15 protein-coding genes and 2 pseudogenes are annotated in these 24,106 nt (G+C 47.9%); 9 read left to right on the plus strand and 8 right to left on the minus strand.

The features are described 5' to 3' along the window. The first annotated feature begins 2 nt into the window (after positions 1-2). Positions 3-989 (plus strand): N-acetyl-D-Glu racemase DgcA, encoded by a 987-nt coding sequence (gene dgcA, locus CA267_RS05745; RefSeq protein WP_232367604.1) that lies wholly within the window; start codon positions 3-5, stop codon positions 987-989. Between the two features lie 14 nt (positions 990-1,003). Here the strand turns inward: dgcA and CA267_RS05750 are convergent, their stop codons facing one another. Beyond that, the gene (locus CA267_RS05750) at positions 1,004-1,270 is read right to left on the minus strand and encodes a DksA/TraR family C4-type zinc finger protein (RefSeq protein WP_075608375.1); all 267 of its coding nucleotides are present in this window, start codon (positions 1,268-1,270) and stop codon (positions 1,004-1,006) included. Between the two features lie 186 nt (positions 1,271-1,456). On the opposite strand from CA267_RS05750, the gene CA267_RS05755 reads away from it, so the two are divergent. Together CA267_RS05755 and tmpT are read left to right on the plus strand one after the other, a co-directional pair. Beyond that, positions 1,457-3,031, plus strand: coding sequence for a sodium:solute symporter family transporter (locus tag CA267_RS05755; protein WP_075608374.1), 1,575 nt, complete (start codon positions 1,457-1,459; stop codon positions 3,029-3,031). Between the two features lie 87 nt (positions 3,032-3,118). Then, positions 3,119-3,760, plus strand: coding sequence for a thiopurine S-methyltransferase (gene tmpT, locus CA267_RS05760; RefSeq protein WP_075608373.1), 642 nt, complete (start codon positions 3,119-3,121; stop codon positions 3,758-3,760). A 119-nt stretch (positions 3,761-3,879) separates the two neighbouring features. Here tmpT and CA267_RS05765 read toward each other — a convergent pair. Next, positions 3,880-6,987: pseudogene (locus tag CA267_RS05765) on the minus strand (efflux RND transporter permease subunit). A gap of 3 nt (positions 6,988-6,990) precedes the next feature. Next, positions 6,991-8,048, minus strand: a pseudogene (locus CA267_RS05770) (efflux RND transporter periplasmic adaptor subunit). A gap of 339 nt (positions 8,049-8,387) precedes the next feature. Between CA267_RS05770 and CA267_RS05775 the strand changes: the two are divergent. The 5 genes from CA267_RS05775 to CA267_RS05795 all read left to right on the plus strand — a co-directional run bounded on the left by CA267_RS05775 (position 8,388) and on the right by CA267_RS05795 (position 14,183). Then, on the plus strand, positions 8,388-9,155 hold the full coding sequence (locus CA267_RS05775; RefSeq protein WP_075608372.1) for a class II aldolase/adducin family protein: 768 nt from the start codon (positions 8,388-8,390) through the stop codon (positions 9,153-9,155). Positions 9,156-9,195: 40 nt separating this feature from the next. Next, positions 9,196-10,383, plus strand: a complete 1,188-nt coding sequence (locus tag CA267_RS05780) for a mandelate racemase/muconate lactonizing enzyme family protein (protein WP_075608371.1) — start codon at positions 9,196-9,198, stop codon at positions 10,381-10,383. A gap of 116 nt (positions 10,384-10,499) precedes the next feature. After that, positions 10,500-11,243: a dienelactone hydrolase family protein gene (locus CA267_RS05785; RefSeq protein WP_075608370.1), complete on the plus strand. Its 744-nt coding sequence runs from the start codon at positions 10,500-10,502 to the stop codon at positions 11,241-11,243. A 333-nt stretch (positions 11,244-11,576) separates the two neighbouring features. Then, positions 11,577-11,969, plus strand: coding sequence for a hypothetical protein (locus tag CA267_RS05790; RefSeq protein ID WP_097349119.1), 393 nt, complete (start codon positions 11,577-11,579; stop codon positions 11,967-11,969). Positions 11,970-11,996: 27 nt separating this feature from the next. Next, positions 11,997-14,183, plus strand: a complete 2,187-nt coding sequence (locus CA267_RS05795; protein WP_097349120.1) for a hybrid sensor histidine kinase/response regulator — start codon at positions 11,997-11,999, stop codon at positions 14,181-14,183. A gap of 70 nt (positions 14,184-14,253) precedes the next feature. Here CA267_RS05795 and CA267_RS05800 read toward each other — a convergent pair whose 3' ends face one another. Together CA267_RS05800 and CA267_RS05805 are read right to left on the minus strand one after the other, a co-directional pair. After that, positions 14,254-15,099 carry an amidohydrolase family protein gene (locus CA267_RS05800; RefSeq protein WP_075608369.1) on the minus strand — a complete coding sequence of 282 codons (846 nt, stop codon included), beginning with the start codon at positions 15,097-15,099 and terminating at the stop codon, positions 14,254-14,256. An 8-nt stretch (positions 15,100-15,107) separates the two neighbouring features. Further along, entirely contained in the window at positions 15,108-15,857 is a 750-nt protein-coding gene (locus tag CA267_RS05805; protein ID WP_075608368.1) for an SDR family NAD(P)-dependent oxidoreductase, read from the minus strand. A 229-nt stretch (positions 15,858-16,086) separates the two neighbouring features. On the opposite strand from CA267_RS05805, the gene CA267_RS05810 reads away from it, so the two are divergent. Beyond that, positions 16,087-17,850, plus strand: a complete 1,764-nt coding sequence (locus CA267_RS05810) for an acyl-CoA dehydrogenase family protein (RefSeq protein WP_075608367.1) — start codon at positions 16,087-16,089, stop codon at positions 17,848-17,850. Between the two features lie 53 nt (positions 17,851-17,903). On the opposite strand, the gene CA267_RS05815 is transcribed toward CA267_RS05810, so the two are convergent. The 3 genes from CA267_RS05815 to CA267_RS05825 all read right to left on the minus strand — a co-directional run bounded on the left by CA267_RS05815 (position 17,904) and on the right by CA267_RS05825 (position 23,757). Beyond that, the gene (locus CA267_RS05815) at positions 17,904-22,355 is read right to left on the minus strand and encodes an ExeM/NucH family extracellular endonuclease (protein WP_139316219.1); all 4,452 of its coding nucleotides are present in this window, start codon (positions 22,353-22,355) and stop codon (positions 17,904-17,906) included. Positions 22,356-22,574: 219 nt separating this feature from the next. Then, positions 22,575-23,105, minus strand: a complete 531-nt coding sequence (locus tag CA267_RS05820; RefSeq protein ID WP_075608365.1) for a DUF3016 domain-containing protein — start codon at positions 23,103-23,105, stop codon at positions 22,575-22,577. 289 nt (positions 23,106-23,394) lie between these two features. After that, the gene (locus tag CA267_RS05825) at positions 23,395-23,757 is read right to left on the minus strand and encodes a hypothetical protein (RefSeq protein ID WP_075608364.1); all 363 of its coding nucleotides are present in this window, start codon (positions 23,755-23,757) and stop codon (positions 23,395-23,397) included. Positions 23,758-24,106: the final 349 nt, after the last annotated feature.

Consider the following 24,106-nt stretch of genomic DNA (forward strand, 5'->3'; position numbering starts at 1 on the left):
GCATGGAGATACTTCATGAAACCTTCCCTCTGGCTAATGTATTCCGCATTTCCCGCGGTGCTAAAACCAGTGCAGAAGTGATTGTGGTTAAGCTTACGGATGGCGACATTTCCGGATGGGGAGAAGCCGTTCCCTACGCAAGATATGGCGAAACTATAGACAGCGTTACCCAGCAGCTCAGGCAAATTAATTCCACTGCTACCTTAGTAGAACACCATAATGAATTGTCTACACTGTTGCCCGCAGGTTCGGCGAGAAACGCGCTGGACTGTGCGTTATGGGACCTGAAAGCCCGGCAGGCGGGAAAACCCGTCGAGCAGTTACTCAGTCTGCCGAAGCAGACAGGTTGCTTTACAGCACAAACCATAAGCGTAGATACCGTTGAGAAAATGGAAGCGTCCGCCCGCAAATTACATAATGCACCGTTAATTAAAGTTAAACTGGGCCCTCACAACGTTGTGGAAAAAATGACAGCCATTCAACGAATATGCGCAAATAGCCAGTTTATTGTAGATGCCAATGAAGGTTGGAGCGAACAGCTTTTACGTGAAGTCGTTGAGCCATTACATGCACTGAATGTGGTATTAATTGAGCAACCCCTACCGGCCGGTCAGGACTCGGCTTTAGCAAGCATTAACAGCCCGGTTCCGCTGTGTGCCGATGAATCCTGTCACACTGCGGATACCTTGGCACAGCTGACAGACCGGTATCAGGCGATAAATATTAAGCTGGACAAAACCGGTGGGTTATCGGAAGCCGTGAAACTGTTCCATGCCGCCAGGTCAAACGATATGGCAGTTATGGTAGGTTGCATGGTGGGTTCATCATTGGCGATGGCACCAGCTTATATATTGAGCGAAGGTGCGGATTACGTAGATTTAGACGGGCCATTATTAGTTGCTCAAGACCGGGCGAATGGCTTTAAGTTTGATAACGGCTTTATGTCGCGCCCGACGCCATTCTTGTGGGGTACGGGTAAATCGATTTAGGATGAGCCTGAATTTTAACGTAGCTGACTGTCTTTGCTGCCGCGCCGGTTTATAGCTGATGTCGTTATCTCGTTAAGTTCGAGTTCCGCCTGACATTGCACACAGTACTGTACCCCAGGTAGCGCTTCTCGTCGGGCTTGCGGAATCATATCACCGCATTCTTCACATACCTTTGCACTCTCCCCTTTCATCATGCGGCTACGCACCCGTTGAATGCCCTCTTCAACACTGGCATCAATTTGTTCTTGTACAGCCCCATCTTTCGCCCAGCCGCCAGCCATCCACTTACCTCAGCATTTTGTTATTACAGTCTATTATTACCTTTATACTAATCTACATTGACATCTGATCAGCTCGGGGATAAGTGATCAAGTCGGGAAAGCCTCATAGAAGCAACAAAAAGGCGGCGATCAAAAAATCTTTACTTACGGTATAAACTCCGAATAATAAAGCAAAGGAGAGGCAACATGACGTGGCTGGACTACACGATTATCGGCATTTACTTAGCCGGATTATTACTATTGGGTGTGGTGTTTCGCCAGCAGAAATCGGGTAATGACTATTTTCTTGGCGGCCGTTCCCTTTCCTGGCCCACACTCACGTTATCGGTGATGGCCACGCAGCTCTCCGCAATCAGCTTTATTTCGGCTCCCGCATTTGTGGGCTTGCGTGAAGGAGGCGGGCTAATCTGGCTGTCTTACGAACTCGCGCTTCCTATTGCTGTTGCTATCATGTTGTGGCGCCTGCTCCCTACTCTGCACAATGCCGGTGTGGTCAGTGTTTACGATTATCTGGAAAAACGTTTTTCTCGTTCTACCAGGCTGTTAATAAGCTTTGTGTTTCAACTAAGCCGCTCCTTTGCCACAGCAATTATGATTTACGCTATTTCCCTGATTTTACAAGGCACCATGGGGCTGACTCAGTGGCACTCGATTATGATAATTGGTGTGATAACCCTTATTTATTCTGCCATGGGCGGGATGAAAGCTGTGGTATACGGCGATGCTATTCAAATGATACTGATACTGGCTGGCGCGGCGTTATGTCTTTGGGCTGGGCTGGACGCTATCGGCGGCTGGACAGAAGTAATGGCAAACGTGGATCCTCAACGTCTGGTAGCGGCAAACACCGAATCTGCTGGCTGGAGCGGCAGTGACTTTGGCTTACTTCCAATGATTTTTGGCGGCATCATTCTGTATGCGTCTTATTATGGTTGTGACCAATCCGAGGCCCAGCGTTCCCTTTCCAGCCGTAACCTCGGGGACTTACGTAAAATGCTGCTGGCGGTGGCATTTTTACGTTTTCCCATTACCTTACTTTACTGCACTACAGGGTTAGTAATTGGAACGCTCGTACTACAGCAACCAGAATTGCAGGCGCAAATTCCAGCCAACGAACCCGACTGGATGATGCCAGTGTTTATTATTGAATACCTTCCTACCGGCTTGATCGGCATATTGGTAGTAGCAATTATGGCAGCAGCCATGTCTTCTCTAAGCTCAGCAATAAACAGTCTTGCTGCCGTCACGGTAGAAGACCTCTGCCGATTACGAAATGCTAAACCCGATAATGCGACCTACATGAAATACGCTCGCATCGCGGGTGTGGGCTGGGGGTTACTCACTTTGCTCCTGTCTTTGTATGCGGGAGACATTGCCCCCACCGTTATCGAAGCAATAAATAAAATAGGCTCGGTATTTTATGGCCCGGTTCTGGCGGTATTTTTATTGGGAATACAGTTCCGCAGCGTCAGTGCCAAAGCTGCAAATACCGGCTTGACGTTAGGCGTACTTGTGAACGTGACGCTATGGCTGTCAGGAAGCCCGCTTTTCTGGTTTTGGTGGAACTTAATTGGTTTTGTTATCACCATGGTTGTGGCGCTGGTTATTAGTCGGTTTATACCTAATGATGTCAGACATATTTTGCCCTCAGTCAGAGGTATTAGTGTCGGCACAGTGGCGATGTTGGTCGTATGGTCGGGGGTGCTAGTATTTATTTGTTTACAAATACCTGATTGGCTACTTGCCCTGAACGTTGGGTAAGGCAAGCCCTCTAAGCAATACTAAGCCAATTTTGTTAAAGACCCGGCATACCCTGATTCAGAATTTTTGCAGGTAGAAGGAAACACTATGGAAGCTAATTTTTGGCAACAAAAATGGAAAAAGAACGAAATTGGATTTCATGAAGAAGAGGTAAATCCCGGCCTGATTAAGCATTTTTCCAAATTGGAACTATCCACGGGCAGTCGTATGTTTGTTCCCTTATGCGGTAAAACACTGGATATTTCGTGGCTGCTGGAGCAGGGGTATCGGGTAGTTGGCGCTGAACTTAGCGAGCTTGCCATTCAACAGCTTTTTGCACAGCTAAAAATGACACCTGATATTCAACCGCAAAAGAACGCTAAACATTATCGCGCTGATAATATCGATATTTTTGTCGGAGACATTTTCGAACTTAACGCCGACATGCTGGGCAACGTCGACGGCATCTATGATAGAGCGGCGCTGGTGGCACTGCCACGCGATGTCCGCCATCGCTATTCTGCGCATTTACGTGCCCTCACCAATACTGCTCCCCAGCTTCTCATTGCATTTAACTATGATCAGCAGAGGATGGACGGCCCTCCCTTTGCCGTAACACCAGAAGAAGTCGAAGAACATTATGCGGATTACTACAGCCTTACGTTACTTCAGGATTCACCAGTGAAAGGCGGCTTAAAAGGCCAGTGCAAGGCCAATAGCAATATCTGGCTGTTAGGCCAGGGCGAATGAACAATACGCTGTAAAACCGTCTTCGTGGCTCCGTTGGGGCGTTCCTGCTCCAGCAGTTCGACTAAAAGTTCTTCTGTTTGAAAGGATAATATTCGCAATCCCGCCGGGCTTTTAACAGGCTAATCAATGTCGCCTTTCTTGTAAGGAATTTGCGTATCTAGATCTTCCAGTGTTTTAGTGCGCGCCACAGGAGAACTTGTGTTTCTGGCCAGCAATGAGTAAGCGGTGGGGATCACATACAACGTCATAAAGGAGGAAACGATGACACCGGCAAAAATCACCATACCAATTACCATTCGACTTTCCGAGCCTGGTCCGGTGGCCAGCACAAGAGGCAAAGAGCTGAAAACCGTGGTAAAGCCTGTCATAACAATTGGCCGCAACCTTTGGGTAGCTGCCCGTCTTAGCGCTTCCTCAAACTCAATGCCAGCGTCCCGTAGCTGGTTAGCAAATTCCACAATCAGAATCCCGTTTTTTGCTGCCAGACCAATGAGCATCACCAAGCCGATTTGACTGTAAATATTCATAGTCATGTCTGCCAGGTATAAACCGATAAACGCGCCCACCAACGCCATAGGCACAGTCAGCATGATCACCAAAGGATGAATCCAGCTTTCAAATTGTGCAGCCAGAATGAGATACGTGACACCTAGCGCCAGCAAAAACACAAAGATAAAGGAATTGCCCGCTTCACGATAAAGCTGCGATTCGCCTTTGTAATCAATAGACACGGCCTGCGGCAGGTCCGTCTGTACTATATTTTCAAGATAAGCCAGCGCTTCACCCACTGTATAACCTTCAGCCAGGTTCGCTGAAACAGTAATAGCACGCATTCGGTTGTAACGGTTAAGCAGCGCCGAGGTAGCCTGCTCGTCGAACGTTAGCAGGTTGTCCATTGGAATTAGCTGCCCGGTGCGCTGCGAACGGACATACAAATTGTCGATACTGCTTGGGCTGCGATAGTCTGACTCTATCCCTTCCATAATAACGTAATATTCCTCCCCGCGATCCAGGTAGGTAGAAACCCTACGCTCCCCCAGCATTACCTCAAGAGTACGACCAATATCACTGATGGAGACACCCAAATCCGCCGCCCGATCCCGATTAATGTTAATAGGCAGCTGCGGCGAAGTATCTTTGTAATCCGAGTCCATCCGGATTAACTGTTTGTTTACCGAGGCTTTATCCATCAGCGTATCCCGCCATGCCACCAGATTTTCATAAGTATCGCCTTGCAACACAAACTCCACCGGCCTGCCGCTACCGCCACTAATGCCGCTGCGCATAACACCGAAAGCGCGCACATCAGGTATAGCGCAGAGTTTTTCGGTTATTTCTTCCATTAAGTCAAAAGAATTGAAGTCCCGCTCGTCCCAAGGGATTACGCCAACTACCGCTAAACCGGCATCCGTCCCGCGTCCAGGCGTTCTCACCAACACACGATCGATTTTCCCCTCTTTGCGATAAGTCATGATGATGTCTTCAACTTTACGCAAATTGGCCGAATTATTTTCAAATGAAGCGCCTTCCTGCGCCTGCATCATGATATAAAAATTTCCGCGGTCTTCTCTTGGCACAAACTCACTGGAATACGTTCATACAATTGCCAGATGGCAATAATGGTCGTAATTAACAATAGTGCCATAATGAATGGCTGGTGAAGGGTCTTGCCAAGGCTACCGTAGTAACGCGCTTCTAAGGCTTTAAAGTGACTTTCAACCCAATTTCCGAAACCGGAATTACGCTCGCTTTTTTTTGAGTAAAAGCGAGCCCATCATCGGCGACAACGTCAGGGCGGTAAAACTTGAAAAGGCCACTGCAGCAGCAATGGCAATAGCGAATTCAGTAAACAGGCGCCCGACGTTTCCTTCCAGAAACACCAGTGGCAGAAAAACAGAAATCAGCACCATAGTGGTGGCGATAACCGCAAATCCCACTTCACGTGTGCCGCGATAGGCTGCCAAAATTGGCGGCTCCCCCATTTCGATGCGGCGGTAAATATTTTCCAGCACGACAATGGCATCATCCACCACCAATCCGATAGCAAGGACCATCGCCAATAACGTGAGCAGGTTTATTGAAAAACCCATGGCGTACATTACGATGAAAGCACCGACCATAGAAACCGGTACGGTAACTGCTGGAATTAACGTGGCACGCACATTTCCCAGAAACAGGTAAATCACCACAATGACCAACATCATTGCGATCAACAACGTGTAATACACTTCCTCAATGGATTGTTCAATAAACACCGATGAATCATAACTTGGCACAATAAAAATGTTATCGGGTAAGGTTTCCTGAATCAGCGCTATCTGAGCCTTGGCTGCGCGTACGACATCCAACGTGTTGGCTTTAGACTGCTTTACAATACCCAAGCCAATCATGTTTACACCGTCACCGCGAAACTCCGTTTCATCATCTTCAGCGGCTAGCTCTACGTTGGCAATCTCTCCCAGGCGCACCAGATATCCGTCACTTCCTATCGCCACCGTTAACTGGGCAAAATCATCAGGAGATAAAAAGCTGCGTGTAACGCGAACTTCAAAGTCGCGGTCTGTGGATTCCACTTGGCCAGCGGGTAACTCCACGTTCTCAGAGCGAATGACGTCTTCAACATCGGTAACGGTAATGCCTCTTGCTGCCATAGCATTGCGGTCCAGAAATACCTTCATAGCATAGGTCCGGTCGCCACCCAGATTCACCCGCGCAACACCGTCAACAATAGATAACCGGTCCACCAGGAAACGTTGAGCGTAATCGGTTAGCTCCATAGTATCGAGATTAGTACTACGCAAATTAAACCACACCACGACATCTTCATCGGAGTTCGCTTTAGACACTTCCGGTGGTTCGGCTTGATCAGGCAGGTTGTTCAGTGCCCGGCTTACCCGCTTACGCACATCGTTAGCGGCTGCGTCAATATCACGGCTAAGTTTAAACTCAATAGTAATGTCAGAACGCCCGTTACGGCTGGTAGAGCTGATATTCTTAATGCCTTCGATACCGCTGATACGATCTTCAAGCAGCTGCGTAATACGGGTTTCAACAATGTTCGCCGAAGCCCCGGTATAGTTGGTACTTACAGATACAATAGGAGGGTCGATGTCGGGGTACTCCCGCAGCGACAACATGGTCACAGCCACAATACCGAAAATGACCAGCAGCAAGTTGAGTACCGATGCAAATACCGGTCTCTTTACTGAAATATCCGACAGCCACATAGACTATTCCTTTTGATCGTCAAGGACGCGAACAAGTGAATCATTGCGCACTCGAAGTGTACCCTCAGTTACCACCCGTTCGCCCGCTTGCAGTCCTTCGACCACCTGCACTAGACCGGGCTTACGCTCGCCAATCACTACTTCCCGCTGGCTAACCAGCTTATCTTTCACCACGAACACATATTGACGCTCCTGAGCCGGCACCAGCGCCTTTTCAGGAATGACTAACGCCTATAAAACGCGCTTTTCAAGCGTTACCTGTAGTAACATTCCCGGTCGCAACCTAGCGTCAGGATTGTCAATGACTGCCCGTATCAGAATTGAACGGGAGATTGGATCGACTCTGGAATCTACAGTGGCAATCTTTCCTTCAAACGTTTTGCCCGGATAAGCCACCGATGTCGCTATCACTCGCTGTCCAGGAGCCAGACTAGCAATGTGGCTTTCGGCCACGCTAAAATCCACTTTAATAATATCAATATCATCCAACGTGGTAATAACATCGGCCGGGCGTACTAAAGACCCTTTACTGATATTGCGAATGCCAAGATGCCAGAAAACGGCGCACGCACTTCCAGATCGCTGAGTTGCGCGTTCGCCACATCAAGTTGCGCCTTGAGCGTCTTCACCCGCGCCAGTTGCTCATCCAGAAGTTGCTCAGACGCGGCACTTGATTGAGCAAGATTACGCACCCGTTCGTACTGCCGCTCTGCTTCATTGATATTGGCGGCAAGCTCTTCAACGCGGGCTCGCTCTTCTTTGTCGTTGAGCTGAACCAGAATCTGCCCGGCTTTGACGTTATCGCCATCATCAAAATTGACCTGCGTTACCACATCGGTCTGTTGTGCGGTAATGGTCACCGATTCATTTGCTTTCGCAGTTCCCAGTGCTTCGATAGTAATGGGAAATTTCTGCGTCTGCACGGTTGTCACTCGCACTGGCGTGGCAAAAGTACTGTTGTCTTCCTTTGCCTGTTCCTGAGGAATGTTTAAATACACAACAAAGCCACCCAGCAGCAGCACGCCTATCAGCAGCGGAGAAAATTTTGCACTCAAAGACATCGTTCATTCCTATCAATAAAAGGCGTAACCCATGTGTGTTTGGGTTTAATTTGGTGTAACGCGCAGCATATTTGTATTATTTTTCATCTATTCTACCTGAACTTATGACTCAAACCTTTCACTTATCAGGTATATTCGGAGTTTTAGCGCTTTTTGGCTGTGGCACCGAAGCTCCGCAGGCGCCTTTTAAGATGATTTAATATCAGTTAGAAACGCATTTATTGCCGCTAATGTTCCACCTGATTCGGAAAATGAATGACTTAGAACATTCCGGAGTTGTTGACGGTGACGGGGTTTGATAATTTGTCTATCAACGTTAAAGAGTAAGAGTGAAAATTTGTGTTTGAACTTAAGCACTTTAGTATCAAAAACCGCGTATCAGCTGAAGAATGGCAGACGCGAGTAGATTTGGCTGCCTGCTACCGGCTTGTGGCGGATATGCGCTGGGGCGACCTGATTTACACGCATATTTCAGCGAAAGTGCCGGGTAGCCAGCATTATCTGGTAAATGCGTTTGGTCTCACTTTTGAAGAAGTGACGGCGTCCAATCTGGTAAAGGTAGATTTGCAAGGGAATATTCTAGACGATACACCCTACGCCATAAACCCGGCAGGGTTTACCATTCACAGTGCCATTCACGAAGTTCGCCCGGATGCTAAATGTATTTTGCACTTACATACCAAAGCGACTATTGCCGTAGCGTCAGTAAAAGGAGGCCTTAAACCATGGAGTCAGTATTCATTGTTTTCGCTGCCTTCGCTGAGTTATCACCAATATGAAGGTCTGGCGGTGGATAACAGTGAACGTCAGCGTTTGCAGGAAGACCTGGGTGATACCAACCATATGCTGCTGCCCAATCATGGCGGTTTAACTCTCGGGCCAACAGTAGGCGATGCATTTATGCGGTTTTATGATTTGGAACGCGCCTGTGAGATTCAGTTGGCGCTAATGCAGTCAGGGCAAGAGGTTATTGAAATTCCCGAAGCCATTGTAAAAGGCATTTATCAGCAAGCCAGTGTTGTACATTCCGGTGAAACGGGTGGCCAAAAAGCCTGGCCTGCCATGTTACGCAAAGCGTATAAACTTGACCCCACTTTTTGTGAATAGCACCTTAACGCTGTTCGCTGATTTATTTCAGGACGATTAAATGAAAGTTACCAAAGTAGAGATTTTTGATACCCATTGCCCCAAACGCCCCGCCTGGAACCCGGTGTTTGTGCGTGTGTTTACGGATGAGGGAATTCACGGTACCGGTGAGGCGGGTTTGGCATACGACTTGGGCCACAGCGCCGCTGCTCATATGGTGAAAGAAATAGCCGAAGCCATGTTAATTGGGTGGGACCCATTTAACACCGAAGGGCTGTGGGGCCGCATGTTGCGGGAAAGCTTCTGGGGTTTAGGCGGCGGTCCGGTGATTTATTCAGCCATGAGCGCGATAGATACCGCGCTATGGGATATTCGCGGCAAAGCGCTGGGTGTGCCGGTATATCAACTATTGGGCGGTAAAACCAACGGCAAATTGCGCTGTTACGCCAGCCAACTTCAATTCGATTGGGACAAAGAAGTCACCAAACTTAATAAGCCAGCCGATTACGCCAGAGCAACAGAAAAAGCATTGAAGGACGGGTACGACGCAGTAAAAGTCGACCCCATTGTTTACGATAAAGATGGCGTTACCCACTATGATCGCACCAAAATATTTACCCGCCCAGAGCTAAAATTATTTAAGGCCCGGTTGCAGGCTATCCGCGATACTATGGGCGATGACGGCGATATTATTTTCGAATGTCACAGTTTATTAGGGGCCACTACCGCCATTCAGCTGGGTGAAATTGTAGAAGAAATTGGCTGCATGTACTACGAAGAGCCGGTGAATTATCTTAATGCCAAACTGCACGATAAAGTAGCAAAGCGGGTAAATGTTCCTATCGCCGGTGGTGAACGCTTATACAACCGCTGGGGTGTGCGGCCATATCTTGAAGATCAGTCTCTGGATGTACTCCAGCCAGATATCGGTCTTTGTGGCGGCTTCACCGAAACCAAAAAAGTATGTGACTACGCCGATATTTATGATGTGCGTATTCAGGCGCACGTATGTGGTGGCCCTGTGGCTACAGCTGCCAGTTTGCATTTGGAAACGGCTATTCCTAATTTCTTAATTCACGAGCATCATACCTATGCCATTAAAGACTGGAACCGTGAATTGTGCATTCAGGATCCGCAGCCGGTGAATGGATATATTGAGGTATCGGAAGAACCGGGTATTGGCATAGAATTAAACGATGAAGTCATTTACCGTTCGCCGCATATGACTGTAACCGAGCTTAAGGCTTAATTAGTTTATAAAAGCTGCGTCAGCGGGTTTTTCGCGGCTATTTCGCGCCTTTGCGTTAATACCCAATGCAAACGCCAGATTACAGGCAAGTTTAACTCTAAAGAGATTCCAACTATATGCAGATCATTCAGGAAACGAAAGACCTGACCACTCCTACAGGCACCATGCGCTGCTATATCTACCGTCCTAATGCCACTGGTCGGTTTCCTGCTATTATCTTTTACTCTGAAATATTTCAGCATACGGCGCCTATCGGTCGTTCCGCAGCAACAATGGCTTCTCACGGTTTTGTGGTAGTGGTGCCGGAAGTTTTTCATGAGCTGAATCCTATTGGCACCGTGCTTGGCTACGATGATGCAGGAAAAGAGAAAGGCAATAACGACAAATGGCAAAAGCCGCTTGCTGATCATGATCAAGATACAAAAGCATTGGTCAACTATTGTCAGCAGGCTGACTATTGCACAGGTAACGTCGGCGCCATGGGCGTATGTTTGGGCGGTCATCTGGCGTATCGTGCTGCTCTACACCCTGACGTTAAAGCCGCTTTTTGTCTCTATGCTACAGATATTCACAGCCATGCCCTGCCCGCCCCAGAGCAGGAACAAAGCTTAACCCGCATGAACGAGATCCAAGGTGAGGTATTTTTTGTTTGGGGCAAGCAGGATCCGCACGTACCTCAGGAAGGACGGCTGGCGATCTATCAGCAGTGCCTTAGTACCGGCATCAACTATCAATGGCTGGAAGTTAATGCCGTGCACGCCTTTATGCGTGATGAAGGTGAAAGATATGACGGAGCCTTAGCATTGCAAATGTACCAACAAGCAGTCGCATTTTTCCAACGCCTCCTTTTCGCTGTTTAACAGAAGCCGAAGCTAACAACAGGGTTATTTAACTCGCAAGGTGAAACCGCCTGTTTTAAAATTGAGTCTTTGAATACAGTCTTGGGTGTTGTTGGTGCAAGAAAACTCTCTTCTCTTTTTTCCTGACGCTGATATTCAGTCCGTCACAACAATTTTTGTAGCATATTTCCGAAGCCGTTGTGCTTATTGACGCCAACTGGAACCTAAGTTACGTAAATTTGAGCGCAAGTCTTGCTCCCTCCGTAAGTCGTGAAGACATGATGGGCGAAAATATTTTTAAAATCTTCCCTGCTATCGTCACCCCCCCCTTTTGAAGAGACCTACCGTAGGGTAATGCGAACCCGTGAAGCCGAAACGGTAGAGGCGAACTACCCTGTTCATAGCACGTGGAACAGAGTCAATGTATTCCCGCTGCAGACCGGCGGAATTGGCTTGGTTATTCAGGAAAAACCTGCTGATAAACGTATGAAGTTAATTGCGGAAAGCCAAAGCAACGCTATGGGCCTTGCGCTTGCAGGGGCGTCTTTAGAAGACGTGCTGGATATACTTGTACTGACAGTGGAAAAAAATGCTGGTCACAAAGTGTACGCTTCCATTTTATTGGTAAGTGATAATCAGCAATTTCTTCAGCATGGCGCAGCACCGAGTTTACCCGACTACTATTGTAAGGCCATTGATGGTATTGAAATTGAAGACAACTTAGGAGCCTGCGGCACCACCGCCTAGCGCGGCCAATATACAGCAACCGAAGATATTGCCACAGATCCACGTTGGGCGTTATTTGCTGATTTAGCCATAAAGGCGGGTTTACATGCTTGCTGGTCTATTCCCATTTTTTCTACTGAGAATAAATCTGTACTGGGAACATTTGCGGTTTATTATCCCCAGCCCCAAAAGCCGATAGAAGCGGATCGTAAAATTGTGGAAGTGCTTTCCCGTACTGCAGCGATAGTCATTGAAAAAGAAAAGGAAGCGCGAGCGCGTAAACAGGCTGAGCAGGCGCTGTTGCAAGGCACTGAAAGCTTAAACAAGCAGCGCCGTCTGTATGAAGCCGCAATATCTAATACACCTGACTTTATTTACGTCTTCAATCTTGAAGGCCGTTTTACCTATGTGAATGATGCGTTGCTTGAGTCATGGGGGCGGACGTGGGAAGAGGCTATTGGAAAAACCTGTCTCGAGTTGGGTTACGAGCAATGGCACGCAGATATGCACATGCGCGAACTTGAGCAGGTAATCAAAACCCGAAAGCCAATTCGTGGTGATGTTCCATTTACTGGCGCTAATGGTAGAAGAATATATGATTATATCTTTGTACCCGTTATTGGTGACAACGGCGAGATAGAGGCTATAGCCGGTACCACAAGAGATGTAACAGAAAGACGTCAAGCCGAAGAAAATGCCCGAAAAGCAGAAGAGCGGCAACGTTTGGCTCTTGAAGCCTCGCACGGATTCGGAATTTGGGAATGGGACGTTAAAAACAATATTTTTACGGCCGATGAACGTTTAGGTTGCCTATTTGGCCTAAGCCCCGAAGAAACCCGAATGGGTATTCCTATTGAAAAAGTGCTGCTGTCAATTCATGAAGACGATATCGATCGCATTAAACAACATATAGAAGAAAAAGTCAGAGACGGTGGTCAATATAGTGAAGAATATCGCATTCGTCAGACAGATGGCAGCGTACGCTGGGGGTCATTTAAAGGCCGTGTCGTTCGCGATGACAACGGGGAAGCAGTTAAGTTTCCCGGAGTAGGCGTCGATATTACCGGTGAGAAAAATGCGATTCTGGCTCTGCAGGAGGCTGATCGCAAAAAAGACGAATTTCTTGCCACACTGGCTCATGAATTACGTAATCCGCTGGCTCCTATTCGTAATGCGCTACATATTTTAAAGTCGCAGAGCGCATCCCATCTTCACCAAAAAAATGCTCACCATTTAATTGAAAAGCAAGTAACCCAAATGGTTCGGCTGGTGGATGATTTGATGGATGTCTCCCGGATCACCCGCGGAAAAATAAACCTTTCGACATCGGTATTTAACATTGAAGAGGCTTTAATCGCTGCCATAGAAACCATTCAGCCGCTAATCGATGAACGGCAACATCAATTAACTGTTAATAGTGCAGAGGAACCTGTCTTTGTGCACGGTGATCTGGTGCGGCTATCGCAGGTGTTTGCCAATATTCTTAATAATGCCGCAAAATACACGGGCATCAACGGCAGTATTACGGTTGAAGTAACTACCACACAAGATGCGGTCAATATCGCGATTGCAGATGACGGCGCCGGTATTCCAGCGGATATGTTGCCTAATATATTCGATATGTTTTCGCAGGTAGACGATTCGCTGGAACATGCTCAAGGCGGCCTTGGCATCGGCTTGACGCTGGTTCAACAGTTAGTGGCACTACATGATGGAGAAATCCGGGCCACCAGCGATGGTTTGGGAAAAGGTTCGTGCTTTACTGTAAATCTACCCCGTTGCTCAGCGCCTGCTGAAACGGCTGAGCACAATACAGCCTCAGAACCTGACGACAAAGCGTCTCTACTGCCGGTTAATGTTCTTATTGTAGACGATAATCAAGACGCAGCCGTTACCATGGCCTGGATTCTGGAAGCCATGGATTATCGTGTCGAAGTGGCGGAAGATGCCACCGAAGCGTTACAGATGGTAGAGCAATTTACGCCTGACCTTGCGCTGCTTGATATTGGTTTGCCAGGCATGAATGGCTATGACTTATGCGTAGCCTTGAAGAAAAACCCGGCCTTGGCCCACACTATGTTTGTTGCCCAAACGGGCTGGGGGCAGCCAGAACATATTGAACGTTCAAAAGCGAGCGGTTTCAGTTACCATTTGGTCAAGCCGGTAAATATGTCTGAAATTAAACCGTTGTTAGAGGAAGTTAAGCAAATACTAGCGCAACAACCAAAGCATTAATGATTGTTGAAGCGGCTCCGTGAATTGCTATGCAACTATGGTGAATCGTGAAAGAGCTTATAACTGCAGGTCAATTAAACTGGTACCAATGCCGTGTATTTTCTCTTAACAAGGCTTGCTGATGCTGTGGCAGCGTCAAAGCAAGATAGGTTGCCCACTGTGCCTGATAGGAACCTCGCCACAAGCACAACGGAAAATTGCTTCCCAACATAATTCGCTCTGTCGGCACAACAGCCTGTACAGCATTCAACGCTCTGGTTACAGTGTCAGCATGCCACTGCCGCTTTACCATCTCCCAGCCAGATAACTTAATAGCGGCATGAGGGTACGCAGTAATCTTGGCTAAATTGTGCTGCCAGCGTTCAAATTCATTCCCTCCTTCGGGGATGAAGCCGGTATGATTTATAATAATCCGCAGTCCGTCTGCTGACTCGCAGAGGGAAAGAAGCGCATTGACCGCTGCCGTATCCGCAAGGGCGAACTGCGCATCGAAGCTCAGCCCCCTCTCTGCCAGTAACTTAAAATTATCGCTCATACCCGGCCGCGTTAATATTGTCTGCGCTTGATCATCCAGAATGTGTCTTACACCGGCCACGCTGTTACGCTCAGCCAAGGCCAGCACGTCGCTTTCAAAGCTAGCAGCACACAAATCCACGCCCCCTACGCTACGAAAAGGTAACGTGCAGTGACTTTCCAGCCAGTCTACTTCGCGCCAGGGCTTGTGATTGTCGAATCCCGTTTCAATATGGACAAACCCAGCCAGGGTTAAATTATCGCTTAAACGTAAGTCCGCTTCACAAAACGATTGAGCAATGTCGGCTTTATCTGGCCAGAAGGGAGGATTGTGTTCTTTTAGCCAATGATAGTCGCCTTGTGCCAAATCAAACAAATGAAGGTGTGAGTCGATAATTTCCATTATTTCACCTATTGAGCGGTGTAGCCGCCATCAATTACCTGCAAACTGCCGGTAATGAAACTGGCTTTGTCACTGGCCAAAAACAGTACAAGCTCGGCAACCTCTTCCGGTTGGCCTAATCTTCCCAACGGTTGCTCAGCCGCTTCGCTGGCATGGACATCGGCTTCATTCGCACCCGATGCTGCCACATAGTTATCAATGGCATTATGGTAAAGCGGCGTCTCGATGGTGCCGGGACATACAGCGTTTGCGCGAATGCCAAATTCGGCATAATCCAATGCGGTAGTTCTGGCAATAGAGGCGAGCGCTGATTTACTGAGATTATAGGCAAAGGAGCGGCGCTTGCCCACGATAGCCTGATCAGAAGACATCAGCACAATCGCTCCTTTTCTTTGCGCTTTCATAGCCGGCAGCGCTGCCCTCACTGCTGCATAAGCGCCTTTAACGTTGATACCGAATATCCGATCTAGTTCTGCTTCTGACGTCTCTTCAATGGTCGCTGAAACATGAATACCGGCGTTAGAAACTAACGCATCAATTTTTCCGACGTCCTCAACTACTTGCTGGATACGCACAGCAACCTCATCACAATGAGCCACGTCACAGGGTAACCAATAGCCGTTTTCGACGGGCTGGGCAAAATCCTGCAGATCCAGATTAAATACGCGATACCCCTGGCGGGAAAACGCTCTGCATATCGCCAAACCGATCCCATGACTACCGCCGGTTACTACGCATATAGGAAAAGATTGTGACATAGCTCCTCGCTTCTAACTTTTCTTAAAGAAGCAGAATGCCAAGGCTGTAAATAATTGCAAGGCAGAGATGCGGTTTAAGGAAACAAACTCAAGCTGAGAGCACACATCAATGCGCGCTGGTGTTATGTAATGGCGTATTAATAATGAACCAATCCAAGATGGTATTGAGCGCCGATGTATGGCTATAATGTCATCGAATTCAAACAACCGTTTTAAAATGGAGTAAGCCATGCCCCAGTATCAGGCGCCACTTCCGGATTTCCAGTTTTTGCTTCGCGATTGGTTAGGGCTGGATGAGCATTATCAGAAGCTTGGCCTGCATGATTTCGATTTCGCTCTTGCCAATGATGTTTTGAGCCAGGGAGCGAAATTTGCCACCGATGTTGTGGCGCCGTTAAACCGTGAAGGTGATGAACAGGGATGCAAGTTACAAAACGGTGCAGTGACAACACCTGACGGCTTTGCTGATGCTTATCGGGAATACGTGGCGAATGGTTGGAATGCCATGTTGGGTGAAGAGGAATACGGCGGACAAGCCCTGCCCTATACCATGGCGGTACCCATACATGAAATGCTAAACGCCGCAAATTTAAGTTGGCGGCTTACTACAATGCTGACTGAAAGCACAGTGTTGGCTGTTTCCCGTCACGCCACTGAGGAGCTAAAAGCGCATTATCTTGCCAAACTTATCAGCGGTGAGTGGACTGGCACTATGAATCTGACCGAGCCGCAAGCGGGGTCGGATCTTGCGTTACTTACCACCAAAGCGCAGCCACAGGAAGACGGCAGTTACAGCATTACCGGCAACAAAATTTTTATTACCGGCGGCGATCACGACTGGACAGAAAATATAATCCATATGGTACTTGCCCGATTACCTGATGCGCCAGCGGGCGTTAAGGGTATTAGCCTCTTTTTAGTACCCAAATTTCTTGTTACCGAAACTGGTGAACCTGGTGAAGCCAATGCCGTTTCAGTAGGAAGTATTGAACATAAAATGGGTATTAAAGCCAGCCCAACCTGCGTGATGAATTACGACAATGCGAAAGGCTGGCTGATTGGCGAGCCACATCAAGGGCTTGCCTGTATGTTTACCATGATGAACGATGCCCGCTTTCAGGTAGGTATGCAAGGTTTGGGCGCTGCTGAAGCGTCTTATCAGGGTGCACTTGCCTATGCCAGAGATCGCCGCCAGTCCCGTGCGCCTCAAGGCATTCAGCAACCAGAAGAAAAAGCCGACGCCATAATTTTCCAACCCGATGTAGCCAGAATGCTACTGACGCAAAAAGCCTTAACTGAAGGCTGCCGTGCCCTATCGCTGTTTTATGCTAAGCACATGGATATTGAAAAACACGGCAGCGACAGTAAAAAAGCGGAAGCAAAGCCGGTACTTCAGTTTCTAACGCCAGTTTGTAAAGCGTTTATGACCGATATGGGACTGGAAGTCTGCAGCCTGGGAATTCAGGTGTTCGGCGGTCACGGCTATATTCGTGAGTGGGGCATGGAACAATTGATGCGCGATGTGCGCATTGCCCAGATTTATGAAGGCACCAATGGCATTCAGGCTGCTGATTTAATTGGCCGTAAACTCACCCGCGATAAGGGCGAAATAATGCAGGCTACTTTCACTGCCTTTCATGAACTCACAACCGCAATACAAGAGCCGGAGTTACAATCCAGAGCCCAGACATTACTAAACGACTGGTGCGCCACCTCGACAGAATGTCTGACAATGAGCGCGACAGATGCTGCGGCGGCAGCCCACGATTATTTAGCCTTCACCGCGTATTCTTTAATCGGGGTATTATGGTACAGCATGGCAAGTAAAGCTCAGGAAAGTGAAGATGGATCTATTGCTAAAGGTAAGATGAATACCTGTGCTTTTTACGAAGCGCGTATTCTGCCGCGACGAGACGCACACAAAGCAGCAATGATAACAGGCGCGGAAACTATTCTGAGCGTATCTGATAGTGAATTCGACTATTTGCCATAGCCGATAAAAATAGAAAGCCCCGGCAGCCCGGGGCTTTTTCGTTACGGTTCCGATTACCGCGATAAACGGCTCACGTTTGCAGAACTACCTGTTTTGGTAGGTGAAACCTCTTCAGTTCGACAAGCGTAATAGGTACACATCGTACGCATTTTCGTCATATCCTGAGTATCGACTTTGCCGTCCTGATTCAAATCGAATTCCATTCCTATTTTTTGTTTACTCAAAAGGGCACTAAAGAACGCGCGAATATCATCAATATCCACATCGCCATCACCGTCCCAGTCGCCGGTCACATCTGCTGACTCCAGTAAGTAGCTGGCGATCACAGGGTCGTGATCCGAGGCGCGGAAAAGCAGTTCGTTAAGATACGACTGAGGTTTATTTTCCTCATTGTAATCAAGCGCTGTCGCTTCGTCTGCGTTGATATGCCATTCTGTGACATCTACCAGCCATTCCTGCATTGGCGCGTTAATTAGCTGATAATCCAGCGTTCCCGCCAACCCGTCGAAGGTATAGCTGTAAGATTTCTCACCTTTTAAGGCGGCTACTGTATTGGTATAACCGGAGGTAACCAGATACTGAATAGGATCTTCTTTACCATAGGCGTTAAGATCTCCCATGATAATAGTGGCCGTGTCAGGGAAAGTCTGAGCCAGCCACGCATGCAGGGCCATCGCGGCACGCGTGCGTGTAAGGTTACAACTTCCCTGTTCGGCACTGTCGTCTCCTGAACCACATGAGGAACCTTTTGATTTCAGGTGGTTAACATCGACTACAAAGGTTTGTCCGGTTTCGCTATGAACAAATGCCTGCGCAATTGAGGGACGATTTTTCGCCGTTCCCCACAACGGGCCATTTTCATCCACAATACTGTTCGTTTCTAACAGCACCTGCGCGCTTCCCGACAATTCAACCACTGCAGGACGATAAATCATGCCTGAGGTTATTTCATCAGTGCCGACTTCACTGGTACCAACATCAACAAAGGCATAAGCGTTTACGCCCAAATTGGCATTAATATCATCCACCAGTTGCGCAATGGTACTACGCTCGCTAAAGCCGTCATTTTCCAGCTCTAGTAAACCAATAACGTCGGCATCCAGTTCAACAATGGCATTAACGATCTTGGTACGTTGACGCAAATATTCTTCGTAAGTGTCCGCGCCGCGAGATGTAGGGAAACCTTCTCCCTGTCCGTCACCATTAAACAGATTAAGCACGTTAAAGCTGGCGACTTTTAGATTGCCATCCGCTAGTACGGGTTCATCTTCTCTTGGATTCGTATTCGCCACGCTTATTGTCTCTACCGGGCGGATGCGATATTCAGAGAAACCGTAGTCCATCACACCTGTCACACCAGTTACCGTATCACCAGCTCGCACAGGATTGTATGGGCTAAAGCCGCCAGGCGATAACAGCAATTCTGTGGTATCGGCGCCGTCTGAGTTGTCATCAATTAACAGATGGTCAAGCTCGTTTTGTCGCTCTACAGCGGCAAAGGCTTCTGAGCCGGGTAAGGCAACCTGGCTAGGGGTGAAAAGACGTTCAGTAGACACCACCACTTCACCATATGCGGTATAGTTGTAGTTGTCGCTTATCACCCACGACTGGTTGCTGGATACCAGCATTCCTTCAACTGCTTCGAAACTGTCCGCCTCAGCTTTAGGCAAACTGATTGCTACGGGTGTAACAGTGTATGTGCCGCACACTAACGCCTCGCTTTGCGCCGCAATTTCAGTACGGCCGTAGGTTTCACCAATTATACCACCCACGCGTACCACATCACCCACTGCTACTGTACCAAGCAATGCAGGTGCAGCAACAAAGATGCCTTCTGAGGTATTTGCATTATTATCGTAATCAACCGTTTCTTCCTGAATAAAGAAACCACCGAGATTAGGCGTTACGTGAGAAACTGCCGCTTCCACCACTACCGTCTCGCCGCTAAGCGCAGACGTTGCACCCTCACCCTGGATAGCGCTGATATAAGTAGCCGGCTCACCACAAAATCCCAATTCAAACGGGGCTTCAACTTGTGTGTAGGAACCCAAGCCGTCGAAAGTGTCGATGGGGAATCCGTCCCACTGTGATGCGGGAACAAATTCATCTAAAGCATTGCTATCCCCGCTACGAACAGAAGATTTGCGACGTAGCGTACTATTCAGCGTACTGGTGTCACCACTACCCCATGCAGAATTCGGCCGGAAGCCAATTTGCCCGATGGAATCAATAATTTCACCATCCAACCGCAAGGTGACCGCATCATCTCCATTGAAAGACAGTCCGCCGGAAACTAAATCCGCCTGAGCCATTATTGCGCTACCTGCAGAGCTATTCGCAATAACAAACACATCACCTGCGGCCAGCGTACCTGTTAGCGCAATAGTAGAATTGGCGGTAGTGGCACCGTTGGCGTAAACCTGTACATCGTAACCGTTAAGATCGACATCAGAGAAACCAAGATTCGCTATTTCCAGCGCTTTATTATTGCCACTGCCTTCAATATATTCAGAAAAGAAAAGTTCAGTAGCGGGTGGCAAATAAGTGGCCAGCGGGAACGGGCTCGCCGCAGTACTGTTGCTGCTTTCGCCGTCCCATTCATTGGCGCCGGCAAACAGCCACTGCGACACATCAAAGGTAGCTGAACCAGCACCCGCGGTACGATACGCCCAGCTATCCAGGTATTCCCATGCCTCACCGTTGCCATCAGTGTCTACATCCCCAAACAGATCAACGACTTCACCGTTACAGAATACTTCCACTGCATCATCACCGTTTATTGCCATTGCGCCAGTGGTGTAATCCGGCGCAAACCCCATAAACGCAGCAAAACCTTCAGATTCACTGGCAACGTAAATAAAATCGCCAGCCGAAGCGGATACCACGGGGAAGGTAAATTCTTCGCCGTCAGAGCCGCCACCATTATTGGCTGAACCCACGCCACAAACGCTTAAATCAGCGATATCCTGCGTAACATACAGCTCAATCCCTTTTGGTACTCCACCAGTTAACGGGCCGTCGAATACACCGGTAATGATAACTGGCGCGACACCCGTTGAAGGAGCAGGTAATTCAGGCTCTTCTGGATCGATTGGATCAACGGGTTCCTCATCACAGGTTGCCGCAGAATAGAACATATCTACCCATTCAGGGTGATCCACAAAGGGATTCCGGTTACCTTGATACTCGTAGATTGCGTTTTGGCGGCGTTGTTCTTCAGCGTCCACTGTATCGGCTTCGTTCCACTGCAACAGCGTGCACAGTTTACCTAAACTGGCTTCGCTACCCGAGGTTATGCGGTTGACCAGCGTCAAGTCTGGTGTGGAATCGCTGCCGTTGCCTTCGTAACGAATGTCCATGTACAGCATCATCCGCGCCACGTCGCCCTTAATGGCATCGCGAGGCTCAAAGGAATCCCCGTCTACCCGGTTTTCAGGCGCTTCGCCCAGCGGCGAATCACTGTTATCAAAATCCAGATTTCCACGGCTTGAATTTACTGAAATATCTGTCGCGCGTAAGTGCTGTATGTCGGTGTAAGCTTCTTGTCCACTGTTTGGGAAACCATGGCTTTTCGGCCAGCTGTGCTCGCGGTTCCAGTTGTCGGGATTGTTTGAAGCTGCGCCTGAGCCATTTGAGGATTTAGCGATCGAACGGTTGGAATAGAACAACCGCACGTTTTCCGGGTTTGTAGGATCTTCGTCGGTTTCTGTCAGCGCCGTCCAGACTTCGCTGTAGGTTAGCGTACGTTGTCCGGAAGCAATAGTTTCACTGAGAATTTGGCGGACAACGTCGGTAGAAGAACCGTTATTAATTTCTGTCTGAACCGCTGCGTAGTAAACGGCAGGATTAAAGGTGCTGGCATCAGCTATCTTGTCCAGATCGGGACAGTTGGTGCATACGTTCGACAAGTCTTCATCTTCATCGCCACCGTCGCCGCTATCATCACTACCGTCATAAGTGTGACTGCCAAGATCGGTTAAGTCATCCTGCGGTAAACCTGACCAACCAATGGCAGGATCAAAGACATCTGAAGGATCGGTGTCTCCCACACTGACAGAAGCCAGTCGAATTAATGTGTTATTCTGGGTACTGGTGTCTCCAGAGCCCCATTGGGAACCAGGATCTACACCTACCTGTCCAATACTATCAACAACATTACCTGACTTAGCCAATACCACCGCATCATCGCCGTTAAAGAACGACTGACCAGACGTGACATTGGCCAGAGCAAGAATCTCACTGCTTGCTGAGCTATCGGCAATAACGAAAGTTGCACCCGCTTCAATGGTGTCACCTAAATCGATTATCGTGCTGGCTGAAGTATTTCCGTTGGAATAAAAAGAAAGGTTATAACCGGTCAACGAGATGCTAGCATCAGTCGGGTTATAGAGTTCTATTGCTTTATTATTACTACTTCCTTCGATGTACTGCGAAATAAACACGTCATTTGCCAATGCCGTGGTTGATACGCTCAATACAAGAGGAAGCAGGACTGTTGCTTTCATAATGACTCCTGCTGGTTGGTAAACTGTCCCAAAGTGCAGGAGAGAGTATAAATAAAATACTACAATTAAATGACAATTTTTTGACCAAAACGCCAATTTTTTGACCAAACAGTCTGCTAACCCAATAGCGGTGCGGGTTACAAGAAAGGGAATCTTTTGCTGATACAAAAAACGCGTTTCCTTTCGAAAACGCGTTCTTATTCATAGCGAAGGCGGGAACTAAACGTTATTTTTTACTACTACGCTGGCCATCTCTTCACGAAACCAGTCTTTCAGCATTTGCTTTTCATACGCTAAATTGTCGTGCTGCATAAAGCGAACGGTGCCGTCCATAAAGCCCATATCCTTTAATTTTACTTCCGCACTTTTTACTTCCTGACCATCGGCATCTGTTAAGGTATAGTTGAAGGAAATTCGCGGAATGTCGACACGTTTAATAAGACGAATTTCTGACCCTGCCGATGCACCAAAGCCAATAAAGCTGCTCGGCCATACCTGTCCTGCTAAATCTAAATTAGTAACAGTTATTGCTAATTTCTGACCGTCGGGTAACGCTTCCGCCATTTCAGTAAAGTAGGATTCAAGCTCTTTAAAAGTCCGTTTTTTAAATTTGCTATTGGATTCATTAGAACCCCGAACGTCGGTATAGGAGTCTGGATCTTGCCAGGTTACGTCCACCTCTGCAGCGGCAAACGCAGAACTTGTAAAAACGCCACTGATCAGCATGGATACCAAGACATATTTACGCATTGCTTCACCTCATTTCATGATTCACATTAACTGTTGCGCAATACAACGAAAAACGCGCGTCCTCTCATATAGGCTTACACTGACTACAGCAGAAAGAAAGGCGCGGCTTCTGCGCAAGTTCCTGCATAGATTCCTGCGCCGTTGCAACGCCCGTATCGGGCCTACCAAACCTGGAAGAGCATTAAACGTACCACCACGCCCAGAATTTTGCCGAGTCTGGTACTGGTTTCACAGAGTACGGATCTTATGCATTAATACTAGCAAAGAGGTCTGAACGTAGCCTGAACAATCAGCCTGAGTCTAACAGCGAGGTGCGCTGAATTTCGTCACAGAAATAGTGCAACGTTCCTCCATAAATATAGGGGTTTTTATCATCATTTAAACAGTACTGGGAGTAAAAACGATTCAAGCTGGTGCGGCTAGACATTATCTCTGTAAGATATTCTTTTTGAAATGGACGCAGTGTCTCAAAAGTAGGGGAAGTTTTCCCTTGAAGCTGACGTAGTTCATTTTGCTCGGGAATTTCCGCTACATGAACAAACCAGTCAGCAAGAAATTTTTGCAGGTCTTTAAATATGTACTGGGCGAAATCGGAACGTAAGATAACGACAAGTATTATAATTTCAGCCACAATAATGAAACCACGTAACATACCTTCCAGACGCTCCACAGCGGCTTGTTGACTACCGCGCTATTTTTTTTCAGCATAACCTAAACGCTTTGGCTGCATCAGGGGTGATTTTTATACCTGAATATAGTAATTCATAATGCCGATCCCTCTGATCATATTCCTGTCATAGCTTCTCCGTTGGACCCAGTAATTACCCCGAAAAACATCAGGCGGTGAATGATAAAATGTTCCTCTATGCTTCAACGGAGGTTTCTTTAATGGTAACGGCGCAGAGCATTAGGCCCTGCGGTTTACAACGTCCTTTGAATTCCCATCGAGCGTCAGTGCAGATTGGAATTTCATAGTGCAGATAGTTCTTTTAATTACCGGC

The organism is Alteromonas pelagimontana (assembly GCF_002499975.2).
Classification (GTDB): domain Bacteria; phylum Pseudomonadota; class Gammaproteobacteria; order Enterobacterales; family Alteromonadaceae; genus Alteromonas; species Alteromonas pelagimontana.